Origin of the sequence: Rhodococcus sp. NPDC058505, from assembly GCF_042720095.1 — a bacterium.
In the GTDB taxonomy this organism is placed as follows: domain Bacteria; phylum Actinomycetota; class Actinomycetes; order Mycobacteriales; family Mycobacteriaceae; genus Rhodococcus_G.
This window is the reverse complement of the sequence record NZ_JBHXNB010000001.1, coordinates 117,832-144,759: the sequence shown is the minus strand read 5'-3', so window position 1 is coordinate 144,759 and position 26,928 is coordinate 117,832. Positions and strand designations below refer to the sequence as shown.

The window sequence follows — 26,928 nt, the reverse complement described above, 5'->3', positions numbered from 1 at the left end:
GAGGATTACGATGAAGGATTCTTCCTCTGTTGATCCCGGCCGCGACGCAGACTCCGCCGTGTCGGGCGCGTCCGGTGCCTTCCCACTGTCCGCGGTCCAGCGGACGATGTGGTTCTCCCAGCAGCTCAACCCCACCGTCCCGACGTTCATCGCGCAGTACGTGGAACTGCACGGGGACATCGACATACCGCTGCTGCGGGAGGCCGCGCTCACCGCGGCACACGAGTTCCAATCGCCGTTCCTGACGCTGGTCGAGATCGACGGCGAGCCGCGGCAGATCGTGGACCCGTCGATCGACACCCAGATCGGGTTCTTCGACTTCCGCGGCGAACGGGACCCGATGGCCGCGGCGCACGCCTGGATCGACACCGACTACGTGACGCCGATCCGGATCACCAGGGACCGCCTGGTGGAGATGACGATTCTCCAGGTCGGCGACCGCGACTACCTGTGGTACACCAGGATTCACCACGTCGCGCTCGACGGCTACAGCGGCATGACGATGGTCAACCGGATCGCCGCGCTGTACACCGCGGCCGCGAAGGGCGTCGAACCGGAGCCGAGCCGGGCGCTGGACCTGCGTCAGGTGTACGACCTGGACGTCAAGTACCGGGAATCGGGCAGATTCGCCTCCGACCGCGAGTACTGGGCGGAGCACGTGCGCGGCATCGAGAACGGATCCACCCTCGCCGGGCGGGAGGGTCCGGTGTCCGCGCGCAGCCGCCTCGAAAGTGCCGCCCTCTCACCCGAGGGCCTGCACCGCCTCGGCGCGTCCGACGACCGGTACGGCGGCACCTCGGCCGCGGTGCTGATCGCCGCGTTCGCGTGCTACCTGTCCCGGATGACCGGGCGCCGCGACGTGCTGGTCAACCTTCCGGTGTCGGCGCGGACCACCGCACCGCTGCAACGCTCCGGCGGCATGCTGGTCAACGTCGCACCGCTGAACATCACCGTCGCCGACGACGACACCGTCGGGACCCTGGTGCAGCGGGTGCAGCTGGAACTGATGGGCGCGCTGCGGCACCAGCGATGCTCGATCGAGGACATCCGCCGCGACGCCGGACTCACCGGCGCCCGCCAGGGCCTGTCCGGACCGATGGTCAACGTGATGCTGTTCCGGCAGGAGATCACCCTCGGGTCGGTGGTCGGGGAGTACCACATCGTCACCTCCGGCCCGGTGCAGGACCTGCTGGTGAACATCTACCAGAGCGGATCGCCCGCCCGGACGCTGGTGGACTTCCGCGGCAACCCGAACCGGTACGGATCGGACGAACTGCACGACCATCACCAGAGCTTCGTCGCCCTCACCGAGGAGTTCCTCGCCGCGGGCCGGGAAACCCCGATCACGACGATCCACCCCGAGTCGGCGGCCGTCGGCGCCGAGGCGATGCGGGCGGCCGCCGACGTCGACTTCTGGCGCACCGAGCTGGCCGGGCTGCCCACCGCGCCCACCCTGCCCGGCGTCGACCCCGGCCTGCGGCAACCCGGCTACACCACCACCGAGTTCGATCTCGATCCCGACACCGTCGCCGGGGTGCGCCGTGTCGCCGCGGCGCTGGGCGTTCCCGACGCCGCGGTATGCCACGCCGCCGTTGCGGTCCTCGTCGGACGCCTCACCGGCACCGACGATGTTGCGATCACCACCAACGTCGCCGCGGCGGGCGGCGGTGGCCTCCCGATCCGCACCGTCCTCGATGGGGCCGCCCCGTTCGCCGACCTCGTCAGCGCCGTCGCCGACCGGTATCGCCGCGCCGCCGACCACGGCGGCACGGCAGGCACCCGGATCGCCGCCGACCTCGACCTCCCCACCCTCCCGGTCGCGATCACCGCGCCCGAATCCGAGCCCACGCCCGACGACGCTGACCTGGTGCTGCAGTTCCGCGAGCCGACGGCGCCGGACCTGCCCCCGTCGCTGGTCGTGCACCACGCCAACGACGTGGCCGTTCCCGAGGTCGTTGCCGCGCTCGTCGCCCGCCTGGACCGGGTCCTGACCCGCGCCGTCGCCGAACCCGACCGGCCGTGCGGCGACCTGCCGCTGATGTCCGCGACCGAGGCCGGGGCCCTGACCCCGGTGTGGGGTGGTGCGCCAGCCCCGGACCGCACCCTGGCCGGGATCCTGGCGGACGCCGTCGCCGCCGGACCCGACCGGGTCGCCGTCGTCGACGGCGACCGCACCCTCGACTACCGGGAACTCGACTCCCGGTCCGACTCCCTCGCCGCGCTGCTCGCCGCCCGCGGGATGGGCCCGGGTTCCGTCGTCGCGCTGTCGATCGCCCGATCCGTTGACTCGGTGACCGCGGTGTGGGCGGTCGCGAAGACCGGGGCCGCATTCGTTCCGGTGGACCCGAACTATCCGGCGGACCGGATCGAGCACATGCTCACCGACTCCGGCGCCGCCCTCGGACTGACCACGCGGGACCACCGGCGGCAGGTCCCCGACCTGGTCGACTGGCTCGACGTCGACGACCTCGACCGGCTCGCCGCCGCCGCACCAGACAGCCCCGCACCCGACGGCGGCGCGGCGGGACCGCGGCACGGGACCCGCCTCGACGACGCCGCCTACCTGATCTACACGTCCGGCTCGACGGGCGTCCCGAAGGGCGTGGTGGTCACCCACCGGGGTCTGGCGAACCTCGCCGAGGACGTCCGGGAGCGGTTCACGATCACCCCCGACTCCCGCACCCTGCACTTCTCGTCCCCAAGCTTCGACGCGTCGATCCTGGAGCTGCTGCTCGCTGTCGGCGCCGGCGCGACGATGGTGATCGCGCCGCCCGCCATCTACGGCGGCGCCGAGCTCGCCGAGCTGCTGCGCCGCCACCGGGTCACGCACGCGTTCATCACCCCGGCCGCGCTGGCGTCCGTCGACCCGACCGGGCTCGACGCCCTGCGCTGCGTGATCACCGGCGGCGACGTGTGCCCGCCGGAACTGGTCCGGCAGTGGGCAGTCTCACATACCCCGAGTCCGCGAGGAGTGCCCGGCCGGGTGCTGTTCAACGCGTACGGACCGACGGAGTCGACGGTGGTGGCGGGGATCAGCTCCCCGCTCGACCCCGACCGCCCGGTCACCATCGGCGGCCCCTCCCTCGGTAGCGGCTCGATGGTGCTCGACGAGCGGCTGCACCCGGTGCCGGTCGGGGTGACCGGCGAACTGTACGTGACGGGCCCGAGCCTGGCCCGCGGCTACCGGAACCGGCCCGGCACCACCGCCGAACGGTTCGTCGCCGACCCGTTCCGGCCGGGCAGCAGGATGTACCGGACCGGGGACCTGGTGCGGTGGAACCGGTTCGGGGAACTCGAGTACCTGGGCCGCAGCGACTTCCAGATCAAGATCCGCGGATTCCGGATCGAGCTCGGCGAGATCGACTCGGTCCTGCGCGGCGACCCGGCCGTCGCGTTCGCGGTCACCGCCGGGCACGCCCGGCCGTCCGGGGACACGGCACTCGTCGGGTACGTCCTTCCCGCCGACGGCGCGGCGGTCGACACCGCGGCCCTGCTGGCGCGCGCCGCGGACGCCCTGCCCGCGCACATGGTGCCCGCGGCGATCGTCGTCCTCGACCGGGTGCCGCTGACCCCGGCGGGCAAGGTGGATCGACGGGCGCTGCCGGAGCCCCGCTTCGACGCGACCGGCACCGAGTACCGGGAGCCGTCGACGGACACCGAGCGCCGCATCGCGGCCGTGTTCACCGACGTCCTCACCGCCGCCCGGGTCGGCGTCGACGACAGCTTCTTCGACCTCGGCGGCGACTCCCTGATCGCCACCAGGGTGATCGCGCGGACCAACGCCGCGCTCGGCAGTTCGCTGGGGGTGCTGGACCTGTTCGAGGCGCCGACCGTCGCGTTGCTCGCGCGGCGCGCCGGGGAGGCGGGCGGCGCGTCCCGTCCGGAACTGGTGGCGCGGGAGCACGTCGGGCCGGTGCCGGTCTCGATGGCGCAGCAGCGGATGTGGGTGGTCAACCAGCTCGACACGACGTCGGCGGTGTACAACATCCCGATCGCGGTGCGCCTGACCGGCGACCTGGACGTGGCCGCCCTGACCGCCGCGCTCGGGGACGTGGTGCAGCGGCACGCGACGCTGCGGACCGTCTTCCCGAACACCCCGACCGGGCCGGTGCAGCAGGTCCGGTCCGCTGCCGAGTCGACCCCCGACCTGACGCCGGTGGACGTGCCGGTCGACCGGCTGCGCCCGCGGGTGCGGGCGCTGGCAACCGCCGGGTTCGACGTGACCGCCGCCACCCCGCTGCGCGCGACGCTGCTGCGCATCGACCCGACCACGCACGTGCTGGTGCTGGTGGTGCACCACATCGCCGCCGACGGCCTGTCGATGGGGCCGCTGTCCCGGGATGTGCTCGCCGCGTACGCCGCCCGGGTTGCCAGCGCGGCGCCGGACTGGGCGCCGCTGCCGGTGCAGTACGCGGACTACGCGCTGTGGCAGCGGGCCCTGCTCGGGTCCGTCGACGACCCGGACAGCCTGATGTCCCGGCAGCTGCGGTACTGGACCGACGCCCTCGACGGCGCCCCGGAGGTGTTGTCCCTGCCCGCCGACCGGCCGCGGCCCGCGCAGGCGTCGATGCGCGGCGGCACCGTCGACGTCACCGTCGATCCGGTATTGCACCGGCGGCTGCACGCTCTCGCGCACCGGCACGGCACTAGCCTGTTCATGGTGCTGCACGCGGCGCTGGCGGTGCTGCTGTCCCGGTCCAGCGGAGAATCCGACATCTCGATCGGATCGCCGGTGTCGGGGCGGGGGGAGGCGGGCCTCGACGACCTGGTCGGCATGTTCGTCGGCACCCTGGTGCTGCGGGCACAGGTCGACCCCGCCGAACCGTTCACCGCGCTGCTGGACCGGGTCCGCGCCGGCGACCTGGCCGCGATGGGGCGGACCGACCTACCGTTCGAGATCCTCGTCGACGCGATGCACCCGACCCGGACCACGGCGCACTCGCCGCTGTTCCAGGTGATGCTGGTGCTGCAGGGCGCGGTCGAGGCGCACCTCGAACTGCCCGGCGTCGACGCCGACGTCACCGATGTGGACACCGGCACCGCGAAGTTCGACCTGCAGGTGATCGCCACCGAGCACACCGGCAGCGATGGGGAACCGGGCCCCCTCGACACCCAGTTCGCCTACGCCCGTGACCTTTTCGATCACACCACGATGTCGTCGATGGCCGACCGGTTCGTTCGCGTCCTCGAGGAGGTGGCCGCGGACCCGGAGGCCCTGGTCGGGGACCTGCGGACCGTCGGCGCGGACGAGCGGCGTCGGGTCGTGCAGGACTGGAACGACACCGCCGTCGCCGTCGACGGCGCCCGCACCCTCCCCGAACTGCTCCGGCAGCAGGTAGACCGGACCCCCGACGCGGTCGCGGTGGTCTTCGGGGACCGGTCCTGGACGTACGCCGCGTTCGCGGACCGGGTCGATGCGCTCGCCAGCGTGCTGCGCACCCGCGGGGTGGGGCCGGAGTCCCGGGTCGCGGTGGCGTTGCGCCGTTCCGACGACCTGCTCCTGGCGATCCACGCGGTGATCCGGGCCGGCGCCGCCTACGTGCCGCTCGACCCGGATCATCCGCCCGCCCGCACCCGGCATGTCCTCGACAGCGCGGCACCGGTGTGCGTGTTGACCGCAGGCGAGCACCGCGGCGTTCTGCCCGACACCGTGGACGTGCTCGACCTCGACACCCTCACCGCACCCGACACCGCCGCCGCCGACTTCCCGGTGCCGCACCCGGACTCGGCCGCCTACGTCATCTACACGTCCGGGTCCACCGGCACCCCGAAGGGGGTCACCATCACGCACCGGGCGATCGTCAACCGGCTGCGGTGGATGCAGGACGGCTACCCGCTCGACGGGTCCGATGTGGTCCTGCAGAAGACGCCGGTCACCTTCGACGTGTCGGTGTGGGAGTTGTTCTGGCCGCTGATGACCGGTGCCCGGCTGGTGATCGCCGCCCCCGACGGGCACCGCGACCCCGACTACCTGTCCCGGGTCATCGCCGCCGAGCACGTCACCACCGTGCACTTCGTGCCGTCGATGCTGGCGACGTTCCTGTCCGCCGCCCGACCCGAGGAATGTGCGGGGCTGCTGCGGGTGTTCACCAGCGGCGAGGCGCTGCCGCCCGCGACGGCCGAGGTGTTCCGCCGGTTCTGCGGCGCCGCCCTGCACAACCTGTACGGGCCGACGGAGGCGGCGGTCGACGTCACTGCATGGGAGGTGTCCGCCGCCGACACCACCGACATCCCGATCGGGGCGCCGGTGTGGAACACCCGCCTGTACGTGCTCGATTCGCGGCTGCACCCGGTCCCGGTGGGGGTGCGGGGCGAGCTGTACCTGGCGGGCGTGCAGATCGCCCGCGGCTACGTCGGCCGCCCGGACCTGACCTCGGACCGGTTCGTCGCCGACCCGTTCGGCGGCGCGGGCGAGCGGATGTACCGCACCGGCGACGTGGTGCGCTGGCTCGAACGCCCCAGCCGCGCCCCGGGGCACCCCAGCGCGGGCGTCCTCGACTACCTGGGCCGCACCGACTTCCAGGTCAAGCTGCGCGGCCAGCGCATCGAACTCGGCGAGGTCGAGGCCGCCCTCCTCGCGGCGCCCGGCGTCGCGCAGGCGGTGGCCGTCACCCACCACGACGACATCACCGGCGACTCCCTGATCGGGTACGTCGTCGCGGAGCCGGGCGTCGACGTGGACCCGGCGGCGGTGCGGGCGGCGGCGGCCGCCGAGCTGGCCGCGTACATGGTGCCCGCGCAGATCCTCGTCCTCGACGAGTTCCCGCTCGGGCATTCCGGGAAGCTGGACCGCCGGGCGCTGCCCGAACCCGAGTTTGTGCTGGCGTCGGCGGAGTTCGTCGCGCCCCGCAACCCGGTCGAGGAGATCCTCTGCGCCACCATCGCCGACCTGCTGGGCGCCACCCGGGTGGGGGTGCACGACAACTTCTTCGACCTCGGCGGCAACTCGCTGATCGCGGCGCGTCTGGTCGCCCGCGTGAACGGCGCGCTCGGTGCCCGGATCGGGGTGCGGGAGGTGTTCGACGCGCCGACGGTGGCGACGCTGGCGCTGCGGGTCGCGTCCGCGACCGCGGCCGCGGTGGACCGCCCGCCGCTGCGGCCGGAATCGGGGACCGCCCGCCCCGACCCGGCCCCGGTGGCGTTGGCGCAGAAGCGGATGTGGTTCGTCAACCAGTTCGACACCGCATCACCCGCCTACAACATCGCGATGGCGATCCGCCTCGACGGCGACCTGGACGTGCCAGCGCTGACGGCCGCGGTCGCGGACGTGCTGGAACGGCACGAGTCGCTGCGCACCCGGTTCCCGCTCGTCGACGGGACGCCGGTGCAGCAGGTGCGCCCCACCGACACCGTCACCCCGGATCTGACACCCGAACCGGTCGCCGAGACCGACCTCGAGGGTCGGATCGCCGACCTCACCGGGGTCGGCTTCGACGTCACCGCCGCGCCGCCGCTGCGCGCCCGACTGCTCCGCACCGGCGCCGACCGGCACGTGCTGGTGATCGTCGTCCACCACATCTGCGCGGACGGCTTCTCGATGGCGCCGCTGGCGCGGGACGTGATGGGCGCGTACGGCGCGCGCACGGCGGGACTGGTCCCGCAGTGGGCGCCGCTGCCGGTGCAGTACGCCGACTACGCGTCCTGGCAGCGGCGGGTGCTCGGCGACCAGGACGACCCGCAGTCGCTGATGGCGCGGCAACTGAAGTACTGGACCGCCACCCTCGACGGCCTGCCCGATCTGCTTCCGCTGCCCACCGACCGGCCGCGGCCCGCGACGCAGTCCCTGCACGGCGCCGAAGCTCCGTTCCGGATCGACGCCGACCTGCACCGACGGCTCGTCGCGATCGCCAGGGACCGCGGCACCACCGTGTTCATGGCGATGCACGCCGTCCTCGCGGTGCTGCTCGCCCGGTCCACGGGGACCTCCGACATCGTCGTCGGCACCCCGATCGCCGGCCGCGGCGAACCCGAACTCGACGACATGGTCGGCATGTTCGTCGGCACCCTGGTGCTGCGCAGCGCGGTGCCGGGGGACCGCTCGTTCACCGACCTGCTCGCGTCGGTGCGGGACCGCGATCTCGAGGCATTCCACCAGTCGGACCTGCCGTTCGAGCGTCTCGTCGACGCGCTCGCCCCCGGCCGCAGCACCGCGCACTCGCCGCTGTTCCAGGTGATGTTCGAGTTCCGCAACAACGAGCGGCCGCACCTCGAACTGCCCGGGCTGACGGTCAGCACGGTCGAGCAGGCCGTCACGATCGCCAACTTCGACCTGCAACTGACCTGCACCGAACAGTTCGACTCGGACGGCGCACCCGCGGGCATCGACGCCGGATTCACCTACGCCACCGACCTGTTCGACCCCGACACCATCGACGAGATGGCGCGCAGGCTGCTGCGCATCCTCGACGGTGTCACCGCCGACCCCGACGCGCCGGTCGGCGACGTCACGGTCCTCGACCCCGACACCGTCACCGCGCTCGCCCCGGTCCGGGGACCCGCCGGGGTGCGGGCCCGCACCCTGCCGGAACTCCTCGCCGCCGCGGCGGCTGCCAACCCGGACGGGGCCGCGGTGATCGACACCGACGACACCACCCGCAGCTACCGCGACCTGGACGCCGAATCGAACCGGCTGGCGCGGCTGCTGATCGGTCTCGGCGCGGGCCCGGAAGCGGTGGTGGCGGTCGCGGTGCCCCGCTCGCTGCGGTCCGTGCTCGCGGTGTGGGCGGTCGCGAAGACCGGGGCCGCGTTCGTCCCCGTCGACCCGCACTACCCGCACGACCGGATCCTGCACATGCTCGAGGACTCCGGTGCCGCGATCACCGTCACCCTCGACGCCCACCGCGGCATCGTGCCCGACGGGGTGACCGCCGTCGCCCTCGACGACGCGGCCACCGCCGCGGACGTCGCCGCCCGGCCCGCGGCCGCGGTCACCGACGCCGACCGCACCGCCGCGCTGCGCCTCGACCACACCGCCTACCTGATCTACACCTCGGGATCCACCGGCGTCCCGAAGGGGGTGATGGTCACCCACCGGGGGCTGGCGGACTTCGGCGCCGACGAACGCGTCCGGTACGCCGTCACCCCCGACTCCCGCACCCTGCACTTCTCGTCCCCGAGCTTCGACGCGTCGATCCTGGAACTGTTCCTCGCGGTCGGTGCCGCGGCGACGATGGTCGTCGCGCCGCCGCAGGTCGTCGGCGGCGCCGAACTCACCGATCTGCTGCGCCGCCGCCGCGTCACCCACGCGTTCGTCACCCCCGCCGCCCTCGGGTCGGTGGACGCGGACGCGCTGCCGGACCTTCAGTGCGTCGTCACCGGCGGCGACAACTGCCCGCCGGAGCTGGTCCGGCAGTGGGCCGTACCGCACGGAGTGCCCGGCCGGTCGATGTTCAACGCGTACGGCCCGACCGAGGCGACCGTCGTCGCGTCGGTGACCGGCCCGATGCACCCGGACCGGCCGGTGACGATCGGCCGCCCCCCGACCGGCGGCGCGGTCACCGTCCTCGACGACCGGCTGCACCCGGTGCCCGCCGGGGTGACCGGCGAGCTGTACGTCACCGGGCCCGCCGTGGCCCGCGGCTACCGGAACCGGCCCGGCACCACCGCCGAACGGTTCCTCCCCGACCCGTTCGATCCGGGACAGCGGATGTACCGGACCGGGGACCTGGTCCGGTGGAACCGGTCCGGTGAACTGGAATACCTGGGCCGCAGCGACTTCCAGGTGAAGGTCCGCGGGTTCCGGATCGAGCTCGGCGAGATCGAGTCCGCGCTGATGCGGCACGAGTCGGTGGCGCGGGCCGTGGTCACCCCGCACGTCGACGACACGGGCCGCACCCGCCTCGTCGGCTACGTGGTGCCCCGGGCCGACGCCACCGTCGACGCGGGGGAGGTGCTGGCGTTCGCCGAGACACTGCTGGCGCCGTACATGGTGCCCGCCGCGCTGATGGTGCTCGTCGACCTGCCCGTCACCCCGGTCGGCAAGCTCGACCGCCGGGCGCTGCCCGCACCCGACTTCACCGCCCGCGCCGCGACGCACCGCGCCCCGGACGGGCCGGTCGAGACGGTGCTCGCCGGGCTGTTCGCCGAGGTCCTCGGGGCCGACGAGGTCGGGGTCGACGACTCCTTCTTCGCGCTCGGCGGCGACAGCATCATGTCCATCCAGCTCGTCGCCCGCGCCAAGGAGTCGGGCGTCTATCTGTCCCCGCGGGACGTGTTCGAGCACAAGACCGTCGCCGCCCTCGCCGCGGCCGCGGAGACCGGCGACGTCCCGGCGCCCGCGCTCGAGGAACTGCCCGGCGGCGGGGTCGGGGACATGCCGCCGACCCCGATCGTGCGGTGGCTGCTCGAACGCGGCGGCGGCTTCGAGCGGATGTCGCAGCCGACCCTGCTGCGCGCCCCGGCGGGCCTGACCTCCCTGGAACCGCTGATCGCCACGGTCCAGGCGGTCGTGGACCGGCACGACATGCTGCGGGCGCGGCTGCGGATCGTGGACGGGGCCGCCGACGGCGACCCGGTGCTCGAGGTGCGGCCGGTCGGCGCCGTCGACGCCGCGACCTGCGTGCGGCGCGTCGCGGTGCAGGCGGCACCGGGGACCGACGAGTACGCGGCGACGGTCCTCGCCGTCCTCGACGCCGCGCAGGACCGCCTCGACCCGGCGGGCGGGGTGATGCTGCAGGTGGTGTGGCTGGACTCGGCGACCGGGGAGGACCGGCTGCTGGTGGTCGTGCACCACCTCGTCGTCGACGGCGTGTCGTGGCGGGTCCTGGTCCCGGACCTCGCGGTCGCGTGGGCGCACGTGACGGCGGGGCAGGAGCCGGCGCTGGCCCCGGTCGGCACGTCGATGCGCCGGTGGGCGCACGCCCTCGTCGACGCGGCGACCGGCCGCCGCGACGAGTTGGCGTTGTGGCGCGGCATGCACGACGGGCCCGACCCGCTGCTCGGGTCGCGGCCCCTCGACCCCGACGTCGATGTCGAGTCGACGGTCGCGCGGGTGACCGTCGAGGTGCCCCCGGCTGTCAGCGAGGCGGTGCTGACCGCGATCCCGGACACCTATCGGGGCAGTGTCACCGACGGACTGCTCACCGCACTGGCGATGGCGCTGACCCGCTGGCACCGGCGGCACGGCAGGGACGTGGACGCCGACACCCTGATCGGGTTGGAGGGGCACGGCAGGGAGGACCAGGTGGTCGGCGGCGCCGACCTGTCCCGGACCGTCGGCTGGTTCACCACCATCCACCCGCTGCGGCTGCGGCTGCCCGACCTCGACCTCGACGCCGCGTTCGCCGGGGCGGCCGCGGCGGGCGCCGCACTCAAGGCCGTCAAGGAGCAGGTGCTCGCCGTCCCCGACAACGGGGTCGGCTACGGGCTGCTGCGCTACCTGGACCGGGAGGCCGGGGCGGAGCTGCGCGGGCACCGCGCCCCGCAGGTCAGCTTCAACTATCTCGGCCGGTTCGCGACCGACCTCACCGACGACGGCGCGGACGCGATGTGGACCCCGACCGCGGACGTCGACATGCAGCGGGCGCAGGACCACGACCGCCCGGTCGCCGCGGCGCTGGACGTCAACGCCGTCACCACCCTCGTCGACGACCGCCCGGTGCTGCGGGCCACCTGGGCGTACCCGTCGGGGGTCCTCGACGATGCCGACGTCCGGGAGATCGCGGACCTGTGGACGGCCGCGTTGGCCGCGCTCGCCGGCCACGTCGCCGGGCCGGACGCGGGCGGCCTCACCCCCACCGACCTGGACCTGGTCGAGCTCGACCAGCCCGCCATCGACCGGCTCGAACGACGCACCCCGGACCTGCAGGACGTGTGGTCGCTGTCGCCGCTGCAATCCGGGCTGCTGTTCCACGCCGCGAGCGCCAGGGACGGCGAGGACGCGGCCGGCGAGCGCGCCGTCGACTCGTACACGGTGCAGCTGACCCTCGAGGTGCGCGGCGCGGACCCGGCGCGGGTGCGTCGCGCCGGGCAGGCGCTGCTGGACCGGCACCCGAACCTGCGGGTCGCGTTCGTCGCCGACGACACCGGCCGCGCGGTGCAGATCGTGCACCGGCACGTCGACCTGCCGTGGACGGAGATCGACCTGACCGGGCATCCGCCCACCGAGCAGGCCAGGGCGCTGGACCGGCTGATGACCGAGGACCGGGCCCGCGGCTTCGACATGGACACCGCGCCGCTGCTGCGCCTGATGCTGATCCGGCTCGGACCGGACGAGCAGCGGATCGTGCTCACCAACCACCACATCCTGCTCGACGGCTGGTCGATGCCGCTGGTGCTGCGGGACCTGCTGACCCTGTACGTCACCGACGGCGACGACCGGCAGCTGCCCCGGGTCCCGTCCTACCGCGACTACCTCGGGTGGCTGGCCCGCCGCCCGCGGGAGGAGTCCGTGCGCGCCTGGCGGGAGGCGCTGGCCGGGGTCACCGAACCGACCCTGCTCGGGCGGGGCCGCCCCACCGGACCGACCGCCGACGAGGTGCGCATCGACCTCGGCGCCGACACCGCGTCCGCGCTGCGCACCCTGGCCCGCGACCGCGGCACCACCGTGTCGACGATGATCCGCGCCGCATGGGGAATCCTGGTCGGCGAACTGACCGGCCGCGACGATGTCGTCTTCGGCGGCACGGTGGCGGGCCGGCCCCCGCAGGTGCGGGGCATCGAGACGATGGTCGGCCTGTTCATCAACACGCTGCCGGTGCGGGTGACCCTCGACCCACGCGAGACGCTGCTCGAACTGCTCACCCGGCTGCAGGCCGAGCAGGCCGATCTGCTCGACCACCATCATGTCGGCCTGTCCGACATTCAGACCGCGGCCGGTCCCGGCGCCGTCTTCGACACCCTCACCGTCTTCGAGTCGTACCCCGTCGACCGGGACGCGTTGACCGCCGCGACCGACATCGCCGGGATGCACGTGACCGGCATCCACGACACCGCGAACACCGCGCACTACCCGGTCGCGCTGATCGCCTCCGACGACGACGCGCTGACCCTGAAGGTGGAGTACTTCCCGGAACTGTTCGATCATGCACACGTCGAACGACTCGGCCGCCGCGTCGAACGCATCCTCACCACCCTGGTCGCCACCCCCGACCTGCCGCTGGCGCGGCTGCGGCTGCTCACCGCCGACGAGAACGCCGACCTGGTCCCGGCCAGGGGTCTGCCCGCGACCCCCCACCGCACCCTGCCGCGGATCCTCACCGACGCGGCCGCGATCGACCCCGACGCGATCGCGTTGCGCGATCCCGGCGCCGGTGGCGGCCGCTCGGTCAGCTACCGGGACCTCGACGCGACATCGAACCGGCTGGCGCGGCTGCTGATCGCGCGGGGCGCGGGCCCGGGGACGGCAATCGCGATGGGCCTGGCCCGGTCGGTGGAGTCGGTGACCGCGATCTGGGCGATCGCCAAGTCCGGTGCCGCCTTCGTCCCGGTGGACCCGAACTATCCGCCCGACCGCGTCACCCACATGCTCACCGATTCCGGCGCGGTCCTCGGCATCACCGACACCGCCACCGTGGACCGGCTGCCGGACCGGGTGATCTGGCTGGTCAACGACGGCCCGGACGCGGCCGAGCTGCTCGGCTCGGTGTCCGCCGCCCCGGTCACCGACGCGGACCGCCGGGCGCCGCTGCGCCTCGACGACACCGCGTACGTCATCTACACCTCCGGGTCCACGGGCACCCCGAAGGGGGTGGTGGTGCCGCACCGCGGCCTGGACAACTTCACCCGCGAACTGCAGCACCGGCTGCGCACCCACCAACACGGGCGCACCCTGCACTTCGCGTCGCCGAGCTTCGACGGCTCGGTCCTGGACTACCTGCTCGCGTTCGGTCCCGGCGCGACGATGGTGATCGCCCCGCCCACCGTGTACGGCGGCGCGGAACTCGCCGACCTGCTCGCGAGCGAGCACGTCACCCATTCGTTCGTGACGACCGCCGGGCTGGAGACGGTCGACCCGGCGGGCCTCGACGAGTTCACCGGTGTCGTGGTCGGCGGCGAGGCCTGCCCGCCGGAACTGGTGACCCGCTGGGTCGAGGCGTCACCGACCCGACGGTTCTTCAACGGCTACGGGCCGACCGAGGCGACGGTCATGGCCGACATCAGCGGCCCGCTGCAGCCCGGCCGACCGGTCGGCATCGGCGGACCGCTGCTCGGGGTGTCCGAGGTGGTGCTCGGGACCCGGCTGCAGCCGGTGCCGCCGGGGGTGCCCGGCGAGCTGTACCTGTGCGGTCCCGGCCTGGCCCGCGGCTACCACCATCGGCTCGGGTTCACCGCGGGCCGCTTCGTCGCGAACCCGTTCGGCGGTCCGGGGGAGCGGATGTACCGGACCGGGGACCTGGTGCGTTGGATCCCCGCCGATCCCGCCGAGGCGGGCGACGTGGTCGGGGTGACATCGACGGCGGGGGACCTCATCTACCAGCTGGAGTATCTGGGCCGCACCGACTTCCAGGTGAAGATCCGCGGCTTCCGGATCGAGCTCGGTGAGATCGACTCCGCCGTCGCCGCGCACCCGGACGTCGACTTCGCGGTCACCCTCGCCCACCAGGTGGGGGAGGCCACCCATCTCGTCGCGTACGTCACGACGCACGGCACCCGGCCGTCGGTGGCGGCCCTGCGCGAGTTCGTCCGCGACCGGCTGCCCGCGCACATGGTTCCCGAGACCGTCACGTTCCTCGACGCGATCCCGCTCACCCCGGTCGGGAAGCTGGACCGCTCCGCGCTCCCCGCACCAGATTTTGCTGCCGCACAGTATGTTCCGCCGTCCAGCCCGATCGAACAGACCGTCGCCGATGTCTTCGCCGACGTGCTCGGCGTCGACCGGGTCGGCGCCGACGACGACTTCTTCGACCTCGGCGGCAACTCCCTGATCGCGACCCGGGTCGCGGCCCGGGTCGCCGCGACCCTCGACAGCCCGGTCGGAGTGCGGGCCCTGTTCGAGGCGCGAACGGTGCGGGAGGTCGCGCACCTGATCGCGCACAGTACCGGCGGCGCCGACCGCCCCGCACTCGTCGCCGGGCCCCGGCCGGAGCGAGTGCCGCTGTCCGCCGCGCAGCAGCGGATGTGGTTCCTCAACCAGTTCGACACCGGCTCACCGGCATACAACATTCCGCTCGCCGTCCGCCTGTCCGGCGACCTGGACGTCGATGCGCTCGCGGCAGCGCTGCGCGACGTGCGGGCCCGGCACGAGACCCTGCGCACCGTGTACCCGCTCGGGGCGGACCGCGAGCCCGAACAGGTGGTGCTCGGCGTCGACGACGCCCCCGCCGAGCTGCCGGTGCGGCCGGTCACCGAGGAGGACCTCGCCGCGCGGCTCGCCGACTTCGTCGGCGACGGCTTCGACGTGACCGCGGCCGTCCCCGTCCGGGTGGCCCTGTTCGCGGTCGCGCCCACCCCGCTCGAGGACGTCTCCACCGAGCACGTCCTCGCGATCGTCGTGCACCACATCTGCGCGGACGGCTTCTCGATGACCCCGCTGGCCAGGGACGTGATGGCCGCGTACGGCGCCCGCGCCGCGGGAACGGCTCCCGGCGGGCAGCCGCTCGCCGTGCAGTTCGCGGACGTCGCGCTGTGGCAGCGGCGGCTGCTCGGCGACCCCGCCGACCCGCAGTCGCGGCACGCCGCCCAACTCGACTTCTGGACCACCGAACTCGCCGGGCTGCCGGAGGTGCTCGCGCTGCCGACGGACCGGCAGCGGCCCGCGCAGCGGACCCTGCGCGGCGGCCGGGTCCCGCTGCGCCTCGACGCCGACACCCACCGCACGCTGGCCGAGCTGGCCCGCACCGGCGGCGCGACGATGTTCATGACGATGCACGCGGCGCTTGCGGTGCTGCTGGCGAAGCTCACCGGCGCCGACGACCTCGCGATCGGCACTCCCGTCGCGGGCCGCGGCGACGCGGCGCTCGACGAGATGGTCGGCATGTTCGTCGGCACCCTGGTGCTCCGCAGCCCGGTCCCCGCCGAGCGCACCTTCCGGGAACTGATCGGGGAGATGCGGGCCCGCGACGTCGCCGCGTTCGAGCACACCGATCTGCCGTTCGAGGTGCTCGTCGACGCGCTCGCACCGGACCGCTCCACCAGCCACACGCCGCTGTTCCAGGTGCTCCTCGAGTTCCAGAACAACGAGCTGCCGACGCTGACGCTGCCCGGGCTGACCGTCACCCCGATCCAGCCCGACCTGCCGGTCGCCAAGTTCGACCTGCAGCTGACCCTCGCCGAGACGTTCACCGAGGACGGCGCCCCGGCGGGCATCACCGGCGCCCTCACCTACGCGAGCGACGTCTTCGACGAGGCGACCGCGGCGTCGATCGTGAACCGCTTCGGGCGGCTGGTGACGGCGCTGCGCGCCCACCCGGACCGGGCGGTGTCCGAGATCGACCTGCGCACCGCCGCCGAGCGGGACGCGATGGCCGCCGACTGGAACCTGCCGGGCAGGCCGACGCCCCGGACCACCCTCGCCGACGCGTTCACCGCCGCCGCGCAGGCCGACCCGGACGCGGCGGCCGTCACCGCAGGCCCCGACACCCTCACCTACCGGGAGCTGCGGGAACGGGCGAACCGGCTGGCCCGGGTGCTGGTCACGGCGGGCGCCGGCCCGGACACCCTGGTCGCGGTCGCGCTGCCCCGCGGCATCGACCTGGTCGTCGCGCTGCTCGCGGTGATCGAGTCCGGCGCCGGATACCTGCCGCTGGACGTCAGCTACCCGCCGGACCGGCTGGCATTCATGCTCGCCGACGCCGCGCCGGTGTGCACCCTGACGGCGTCCACCGACCTGGACCGACTGCCCACGGGCGACGTCCCGACCCTGCTGCTCGACGACCCCGCGGTGGCGGCCCGGGTGGCCGCCGCGTCCGCGGACCCGGTCACCGACGCCGACCGCCGCGCACCCCTAGCCCCGGAGTCCATCGCCTACGTCATCTACACCTCCGGGTCCACCGGCCGCCCCAAGGGTGTCCTCGTTCCGCACGCCGCCGTGCTCACCCTGTTCGAGAACACCCGCGACAGCTTCGGTTTCGGGCCGACGGACGTGTGGACGATGTTCCACTCCTTCGCCTTCGACTTCTCGGTGTGGGAACTGTGGGGTCCGCTGCTGCACGGCGGCAGGCTCGTCGTCGTCGACCACGACACCGCCCGCTCCCCGGAGCGGTTCCTCGACCTGCTCGAGCGGGAACGGGTCACGGTCCTGAACCAGACCCCGACCGCGTTCTACCAACTCGCGGAGGCGGACCGGACCGTCGGCGGCGCCGACACGGGGGCGGACGGCGGTGCCGACCTGCTGTCGGGCCTGCGGTACGTGATCTTCGGCGGGGAGGCCCTCGACTTCGCGCAGCTGCGCCGCTGGTACGCCCGGCACGGAGCGGCACAGCCGGAACTGGTGAACATGTACGGGATCACCGAGACCACCGTGCACGTGACCCGGCTGCCGCTGACCCCGGCGCTCGCCGCGGCGTCCTCGGCGAGCGTCGTCGGACGCGCGATCCCCGGCCTGCGGGTGACCATCCTGGACCGGCGGCTGCGCCCGGTGCCGCCGGGCGTCGTCGGGGAGATGTACGTCGCGGGCGATCAGCTCACCCGCGGGTATCTCGGCCGCCCGGACCTGACCGCGGGACGGTTCGTCGCCGACCCGGCCGGGACGCCGGGCACCCGGATGTACCGGACCGGCGACCTGGCGCGCTGGAGCCGCGGCGGCGAACTCGAATACCTGGGCCGCAGCGACATGCAGGTGAAGATCCGTGGCTTCCGGATCGAGCTGGGGGAGATCGAGGCCGAGATGCTCCGCGTCCCCGGCGTCGCCGCCGCGGTCGCCTCGGTCCACGACGACGGCGCGGGCCGGACCCGGCTCGTCGGCTACGCGGTTCCCGAGCCGGGCACCACCCTGGACCGCGCCGTGCTGCGCGAGCACCTCGCCGCCGAACTCGCGTCGCACATGGTGCCCGCCGCGTTCGTCGCGCTGGACCGGCTGCCGCTGACCGCGAACGGGAAGCTGGACCGCAAGGCCCTGCCGGAACCGGACTTCGGCGCCCTCGCTGGCGCGGGCCGGGCCCCGGCCAGCGGCACCGAGGCGACCGTCGCCGACCTGTTCGCGGAGGTCCTCGGGACCGGGGATGTCGGGGTCGACGACTCGTTCTTCGCGCTCGGCGGCGACAGCATCATGTCGATCCAGCTGGTCGCCCGGGCGAAGGACGCCGGGCTGACGTTGACGCCGCGCCAGGTGTTCGAGCACCGGACGGTGGCGGCGCTCGCGGAGGTCGCGGAGCTCGCGTCCGCGGACGACGGCGCGGTGCTCGCGGAGCTGCCCGGCGGCGGGATCGGCGCGTTCCCGGCGACCCCGATCACCCGGTGGTTCCTCGACCGGGCCAGCGGCACCGCCGATCTGGGTCGGTACACCCAGACGGCGCTGCTGACGCTGCCCCCGGACGCGACCGGGGAGCGGCTCGAGCGGGTCCTCGGCGCGGTGCTCGACCGGCACGACATGCTGCGGGCCCGGCTCGACCGGGCGACCGGCACCGTCGTGGTGCCGGAGCCGGCGACCGTCGACCCCGCCACGCTGGTGACCCGGGTGCCCGTCGACGCCGTCACCGGCCCCGGCTTCGAATCGGGCGCGGCGCTGGCGCTGCGCGACGCCGCCGGGCGGCTGGACCCGGAACGCGGCATCGTGCTGCGGGCGGTGTGGTTCGACCCGCCGACCGGCGCCGGGCGGCTGCTGCTCGTCGTGCACCACCTGGCCGTGGACGGTGTGTCGTGGCGGGTGCTGGTCCCGGACCTGGCGATCGCGTGGTCGCAGCTCGCCGCCGGGACGGAACCGGACCTGGCCCCGACCGGCACGTCGATGCGGACCTGGGCGCACGCCCTCGCCGGCACCGACCACAGCGCCGAACTCGACCACTGGGCGTCGGTGCTCGCCGGACCGGACCCGCTGCTCGGTGCCCGCGCCATCGACCCGGCCGTCGACGTGGCCGCCACCACCCGGCGGGTCCGGGTGCAGGTGCCGCCGGACGTCACCGAGGCGCTGCTGACCGCGGTCCCGGAATCGTTCCACGGCAGCGTCAACGACGGCCTGCTGACCGGGCTCGCGTTGGCGTTGACCCGCTGGCGCGCGGACCGCGGCCAGTTCCACGCCGACGCACTGATCACCCTCGAGGGCCACGGCCGCGAGGAGGACGCCGTCGGCGCCGGGTCGGCGGGCAGCGCGGACCTGGCCAGGACCGTCGGCTGGTTCACCACCATGTTCCCGGTCCGCCTCGACCTCACCGGCATCGACCTGGACGAGGCATTCGACGCGGGCCCCGCCGCGGGCGCCGCGATCAAGGCCGTCAAGGAACAGCTGCTCGCCGTCCCCGGGCATGGCATCGGCTTCGGGATGCTGCGGTACCCGGCGGCCGGCGACTCGCCGCTGGCCGACGCCCGGACCCCGCAGGTCGGCTTCAACTACCTGGGCAGGCTCGGCGGCGGCGCGAGCACCGACACCGACGACGGCTGGATGCCGGTCTCCGACGTCGACCTGGACGACGCCCCGAACCCCGCCCTGCCCGTCGCGAACGTCCTCGACGTCAACGCCGTCACCCTCGCCGGCCCCGACGGCCCCCGCCTGCGCGCCACCTGGGACTTCCCGTCCGGGGTGCTGTCGGCGGAGGAGGTCACCCTGCTCGCCGACCTGTGGGTGCAGGCGCTGACCGCCGTCGCCCGGCACGCCACCGACCCCGCCTCCGGCGGCCTCACCCCGTCCGACGTGCCACTCGTCGACCTGGACCAGCCCACCATCGACCGGCTCGAGCGCCGCTACCCGCAGCTGACGGAGATCTGGTCGCTCGGGCCGCTGCAGGCCGGGCTGCTGTTCCAGGCCCGGCTCACCGAGCACACCGTCGACCCCTACGTCGTGCAGCTGACCCTGGACCTGCGGGGCACCGTCGACGCCGACCGGCTGCGCCGCGCTGGCGAGGCGCTGCTGCAGCGGCACCCGAACCTGCGGGCCGCGTTCGAGGTGGAACCGGACGGCACCGCCGTCCAGGTGGTACCCGCGCGGGCCGCGCTGCCGTGGCGGGTCGTCGACCTGTCCACGATGCGCCGCGGCGTCGCCGAGGCCGAATTCGTCCGGATCCTCGACACCGACCGCACCACCGGCTTCGACATGACCGCGCCGCCGCTGCTGCGGATGCTGCTGGTGACCATCGCGCCGGGGGAGTACCGGCTGGTCCTGACCAATCACCACATCCTGCTCGACGGCTGGTCCACCCCACTGATCCTGCGGGACCTGCTCACCCTGTACGCCACCGACGGCGACGCGTCGGTGCTGCCGCGGGTGCGGCACTACCGGGACTACCTGCACTGGCTCGCCCGCCGCGACCGGTCCGGGTCCGAGCAGGTGTGGCGCGACTATCTCGGCGACCTGGGGGATCCGACGCTGCTCGCGCCGACCGCGCCGGGGCAGCCCGCCCCCGCCGGGTCCCGCGAGTACTCCCTGCGGCTGCCCGCCGAGGACACCGCGGCGCTGCACGAAACGGCCCGCGCCTGCGGCGTCACCGTCAACACCGTCGTGCAGGCCGCGTGGGGCGTCGTGCTCGGCGCGCTGACCGGCCGCGACGACGTCGTGTTCGGTGCCACCGTCTCCGGGCGGCCGCCGCAGATCCCCGGCATCGAGGAGATGGTGGGCCTGTTCATCACCACCATCCCGGTGCGGGTGACCCTGCGCCCCGGCGACACCCTCGCCGAGCTGCTCGAGACCCTCCAGGCCGAGCAGGCCGGCCTGCTCGACCACCACCTGCTCGGGCTGCCCGCCATCGCGCAGGCCGCGGGCCCCGGGTCGGTGTTCGACACCCTCACCGTCTTCGAGTCGTATCCCGTCGACCGGGCCGGGTTGAGCGAGGACACCGACATCGCCGGGATGCGGGTGGCCGGCGTCGACGGCCGCGACTCCGCGCACTACCCGCTGGCGCTGGTCGCCTCCGAAACCGACAGCCTGAACCTGAAATTCGAGTACTCCGACGCGTTCGGCCGCGGCGAGGTCGCGGTGATCGCGGACCGGGTGCACCGGGTGCTGCGACTGTTCGCGCTGCACCCCGACACCGGCGTCGCGCAGGCCCACGCCCTCGACGCGGTCGAGCTCGCCGAACTGCTGCCGGTGTCCGGGCCGACCGGCCGCTCGGTGCGCACCCTGCCGCAGATCCTCGCCGACGCGGCGGCCCTCGACCCGGACGCCGCCGCCCTGAGCTACGAGGGGCACACCACCACCTACCGCGACCTCGACCTCGAGTCGAACCGGTTGGCGCGGGTCCTGATCGGGCTCGGCGCCGGACCGGAGTCGTTCGTCGCGGTCGGCATCGCGCGGTCCCCGTCGTCGGTGCTGTGCATGTGGGCGGTCGCGAAGACCGGCGCCGCGTTCGTGCCGGTGGACCCGAACTATCCGCCGGAGCGGATCACCCACATGCTCACCGACTCCGGTGCCACCGTCGGCCTCGCGCTGACCGCGCACCGCGGCACCCTGCCCGAGTCGGTGCCGTGGCTGTACCTCGACTCCGACGCGGTCGCCGACCGGTGCGCCGCCGAGTCCGACGCCCCGGTCACCGACGCCGACCGGCGCGCCCCGATCGCCCTCGCGAACGCCGCCTACCTGGTGTACACGTCCGGCTCGACCGGCACCCCGAAGGGTGTCGTGGTCACCCACACCGGCCTCGACAACTTCGCCCGCGACCAGCTCGACCGGTTCGCCGCGGCGCCGGGATCGAGGACCCTGCACTTCTCGACGCCGAGCTTCGACGGCTCCGTGTTCGAGTACCTGCAGGCGTTCGGGGCGGGCGCGACGATGGTCCTCGCCCCGCCGACCGTCTACGGCGGCACCGAGCTCGCGCAGCTGATCAAGGCGGAACGGATCACCCACGCGTTCGTCACCACCGCCGCCCTGGCCACCGTCGACCCCGACGGGCTCGGCGAGTTCACGCACGTGGTGTTCGGCGGCGAGGCCTGCCCGCCGGACCTGGTCACCCGCTGGGCACCGGAGCGGTTGCTGCACAACGCGTACGGCCCCACCGAGACGACGGTGATGTCGAACATCAGCGACCCGATGTCCCCGGATCGGCCGATCACCCTCGGCGGCCCGATCCGCGGCGTGCAGGAACTGGTGCTCGGCGCGCACCTGCAACCGGTGCCGGTGGGCGCGCCGGGCGAGCTGTACATCTGCGGACTCGGGCTGGCCCGCGGCTACCACGACCGGCCCGGGTTCACCGCGGGACGGTTCGTCGCCAACCCGTACGCCCCCGGCGAGCGGATGTACCGCACCGGCGACATCGTCCGCTGGACGCGCAGCGTCGGCACCGGCGACTACACCCTCGAATACCTGGGCCGCAGCGACTTCCAGGTGAAGATCCGCGGCTTCCGGATCGAACTCGGCGAAATCGACGCCGCGATCATGGCGCACCCGGGCGTCGGGTTCGCGGTGACCGTCGCGGTGCCCGGCCCGTCCGGGGACACCGCCCTCGCCAGCTACGTGATGCCCGCGACCGGGCACCGCCTCGACCCCGCCGACCTGACCGCCGGACTCGCGCACCGCCTGCCCGCGCACCTGGTGCCCGCCGCGATCACCGTCCTCGACGAGATCCCGCTGACCCCGGTCGGCAAGCTGGACCGGGCGGCGCTGCCCCGGCCGGAATTCACGACCACCACCGGCGGGTACGTCGCCCCGACCACCCCCCTCGAGCGGTCCATCGCGGACGTGTTCGCCGACGTCCTCGGCGTGGACCGGGTCGGCATCGACGACGACTTCTTCGAGGTCGGCGGCAACTCCCTGATCGCGACGCGGGTCACCGCCCGCCTCGCGAGCGCCGTCGGCGCCACGGTCGGGGTCCGGGCCCTGTTCGAGGCGCCCACCGTCCGGGCCCTCGCCGCCCACATCGACGCGGGCGACCGCGACCGCGCCCGGCCCGCGCTGACCGCGGGCCCCCGCCCCGACCACATCCCGATCTCCCTCGCGCAGCAGCGGATGTGGTTCCTCAACCAGTTCGACACCACCTCACCGGCGTACAACATTCCGCTCGCCGTCCGGTTGACCGGCACCCTCGACGTCGCGGCGCTGCGCGCGGCGGTCACCGACGTGCTGGACCGGCACGAGTCGCTGCGCACCCTGTTCCCGGTCGTCGACGGCAGGCCGACGCAACGCATCGTCGGGACCGATGCGGCGCTGACCGAGTTCAGCCTGGAGCACTCGACACCGGGCGACCTCCCGTCGCGGATCACCGAATTCGCGGCCAGGGGCTTCGACGTCGGTGCCGCGGTCCCGGTCCGCGCCGCGCTGTACACCCTCGCCCCGCACGACCACGCCCTGGTCGTGGTGGTGCACCACATCAGCGCCGACGGCGTCTCGCTCGCCACCCTGGCCCGGGACGTGATGTCCGCGTACGTCGCCCGCAGCGCGGGCCGGGCCCCGGCGTGGGCGCCGCTGCCCGCGCAGTACGCCGACTACACGCTCTGGCAGCATCGCGTCCTCGGCTCCGAGGACGACGAGCAGTCGCTGCTCGCCCGGCAGTGGCGGTTCTGGCGGGACGCGCTCGACGGCCTGCCGGACGTGATCGTGTTGCCCGCGGACCGGCCGCGGCCGCTGCAGCAGACGATGCGCGGGGACCGGGTCGAGTTCGCGGTGCCCGCCGACCTGCACCGCGCGGTCACCGACCTGGCCCGCGGCGAGGGCGCGACCGTGTTCATGGCCGTGCACGCCGCCTACGCGCTGATGCTGGCCCGGCTCGGCGACACCGACGACATCGCGATCGGGACCCCGATCGCGGGCCGCGGCGACGCCGCGCTCGACGAGATGATCGGCATGTTCGTCGGCACCCTCGTGCTGCGCTCCCGGATCGACGCTGCGGAGTCGTTCACCGACTTCCTCGCCCGCGTCAAGGACTTCGACCTCGACGCGTTCGCCAACGCGGACCTGCCCTTCGAGCTGCTGGTGGAGAAGCTGAACCCGCCCCGGTCCACGTCCTATTCGCCGGTGTTCCAGGTGTCCCTCGAGTTCCAGAACGCCGAGACCCCGCACCTGGAGCTGCCCGGGCTGACCGCGGAGGCGATGGACCTGTCCACCCGGGTCGCGAAGGAGGACCTGGAGCTGATCCTCGCCGAACGGTTCGACGACGACGGCACCCCGGACGGCATGACCGCGGCGTTCGACTACGCCACCGACCTGTTCGACCCGGCGACGGTGCGCGCGCTCGCGGACCGGTTCCTGCGGATCCTGCGCGCGGTCACCGCCGACCCGGCCTGCCCGGTCGGCGACGTCGGCCTGCTCGGCGCCGTCGAACTGGCCGAGTACGCGCCCGCGCACGGGCGGACCGGCGGCACCCCCCGGCTGTGGCCGGACCTGCTCGCCGACGCGGCCGCCGTCGACCCCGATGCCGTCGCGTTGACGTTCCGGGACCGCCGGGTCAGCTACCGGGAACTCGACGAGCGGTCCAACCGTCTCGCCCGGGCCCTGATCGCCCGCGGCGTCGGGCCGGAGACGTTCGTCGCGCTCGGGCTGTCCCGGTCGCTGGAGGAGGTGCTCGCGATCTGGGCGGTCGCGAAGGCCGGTGCCGGCTTCGTCCCGGTGGACCCGACGTACCCGACGGACCGGATCGAGTACATGCTGCGGGACTCCGCCGCGGTCCTCGGCCTGACCGTCCCCGACCACCGCGACGGGCTCCCCGACACGGTGTCGTGGCTGGTCCACGACGACGCGCTGCGCCGGGAGCTGGACGCCCTGTCCGCGGACCCGGTCACCGACGCCGACCGCGTCGCCCCGCTGCACCTGGCGCACCCGGCGTACCTGATCTACACGTCCGGGTCCACCGGCCTGCCCAAGGGTGTCATCGTCACCCACCGCGGCATCGCCAACCTGACGGCCGAGGAACACGACCGGTTCCGGGTGACACCGGACTCCCGGGTCTCGCACCTCGCCTCGCCCAGCTTCGACGCCTCCGTGTTCGAGTTGATGATGGCGTTCGGTGCTGGCGCGCACGTGGTGATCGTGCCGCCCACCGTGTTCGGCGGCACCGAGCTGGCGGACCTGCTGCGCCGCGAACGGGTCACGCACGCGTTCATCACCCCGACCGCGCTGGCGTCGATGGACGACGACGGGCTCGACGACCTCGCCGTGCTCGCCGTCGCCGGCGAGGCGTGCCCGCCCGAACTGGTCGCCAAGTGGGCCCGGAACCGGCACATGTTCAACGGCTACGGCCCCACCGAGACCACCATTCAGGCCAGCGTCAGCGAACCGATGAGCGCCGACCGGGCCGTCGACATCGGCCGCCCCGCGATCGGGTTCGAGGAGATGATCCTCGACACCCGGCTGCACCCGGTCCCGGTGGGGGTGCCCGGCGAGCTGTACATCGCCGGGCCGGGTCTGGCCCGCGGCTACCACCATCGCCCCGGGCTGACCGCGGGCCGGTTCGTCGCCAACCCGTTCGGCGAACCCGGCACCGGGATGTACCGCACCGGCGACGTCGTCCGGTGGCGGGCCGTGCCCGACCGCCCGGCGACCGACGGCACGGCCGGGGCCGACGGGGCGACCAGGTACGTGGTGGAGTACCTGGGCCGCAGCGACTTCCAGGTGAAGGTGCGCGGGTTCCGGATCGAGCTCGGCGAGATCGACACCGTCCTGTCCGGGCATCCGGCGGTCGGCTTCGCCGCCACCCTCGGCTACACCGGACCGTCCGGCGCGACGATGCTCGCCGCGTACGTCGTCGGCGTCGACGGCCTGCGCCCGGACCCGGGGGAGCTGCGCGCCTACACCGCGGCGCGGCTGCCCGCGCACATGGTGCCCGCCGCCGTCACCGTCCTGGACCGGGTCCCGATGACCCCGGTCGGCAAGCTGGACCGTCGCGCGCTGCCCGCGCCGGAGTTCGGCTCCCGCACCGACCTGTACCAGCCGCCCGCCACCGCAACCGAACGCGCCGTCGTCCAGATCTTCGAGGAGGTTCTTGAGGTCGAGCGGGTGGGGGCGGTGGACAGCTTCTTCGACCTCGGTGGCAACTCGATCGTCGCGACCCGCCTGGTCGCGGAGATCCAGTCCCGGCTCGGTGTGCGGTTGCCGCTGCAGGCGGTGTTCCTGGACCCGACGCCGCGCGGGATCGCGCTCGCCGTCGACGAACCCGGCGGTTCCGCTCCCGTCGACCGGGCCCTCAGCGTGCTGATTCCGCTGCGCACCCAGGGCAGCAAGGCGCCGCTGTTCTGCATCCATCCCGGGATCGGGCTGTCCTGGGGCTACTCCGGGCTGATGCGGCACCTGTCCGCGGACCGCCCCGCGTACGGGTTGCAGCTGCCCGTCCTCAGCGGCGGCCCGCACATCACCTCGGTCACCGACCTCGCGGCCCGCTACGTGCGGGAGCTGCAGGCGGTGCAGCCGCACGGGCCGTACCACCTGCTCGGCTGGTCCCTCGGCGGGGTGATCGCGCACGCGGTCGCGGTCGAACTCCGCTCGCGCGGTGAGGAGGTGGCGACGCTGGCGATCATGGACAGCTACGTCGAGGCCGACGACGACACCCCCGACACCCTCACCGTCGGGGAACTGCTGCACGGCCTCGGCATCGAGGACCTGCCCGCGGGCGACGACGACCTGACCTACGAGCGGGCGGTCGAGCTGCTCGACGAATCGTTCGGACAGGACACCGGCCTGACCGCGGAGCACCTGCACCGGATCAACGCCGGATTCACCGACTCGACGCGCCTGATGCGGGCGTTCCGGCCCGACGTGTTCGACGGCGACCTGCTGTTCTTCCGCGCGGGCCGGTCCGCGACCGGGGACCACTCGCCGCAGGAGTGGCGCGGCGCCGTCACCGGCGGCATCCGGGAGGTCGAGGTGGACTGCGAGCACAACCAGATGATCGAACCGGAGGTCCTCGCCGTCGTCGGGCCCGTCCTCGACGAGTATCTGGCGACGCACCACGCGCCGTGACGACACGGAAGGTACGCGAT

Annotated in this window: 1 protein-coding gene; it reads left to right on the top strand. The window is 73.8% G+C overall.

Annotated features, from left to right (window positions below; genetic code table 11):
• Nucleotides 1-10 precede the first annotated feature (10 nt).
• The gene (locus ACFWPA_RS00580) at nt 11-26,908 is read left to right on the top strand and encodes a non-ribosomal peptide synthase/polyketide synthase (RefSeq protein ID WP_378569395.1); all 26,898 of its coding nucleotides are present in this window, start codon (nt 11-13) and stop codon (nt 26,906-26,908) included.
• Nucleotides 26,909-26,928: the final 20 nt, after the last annotated feature.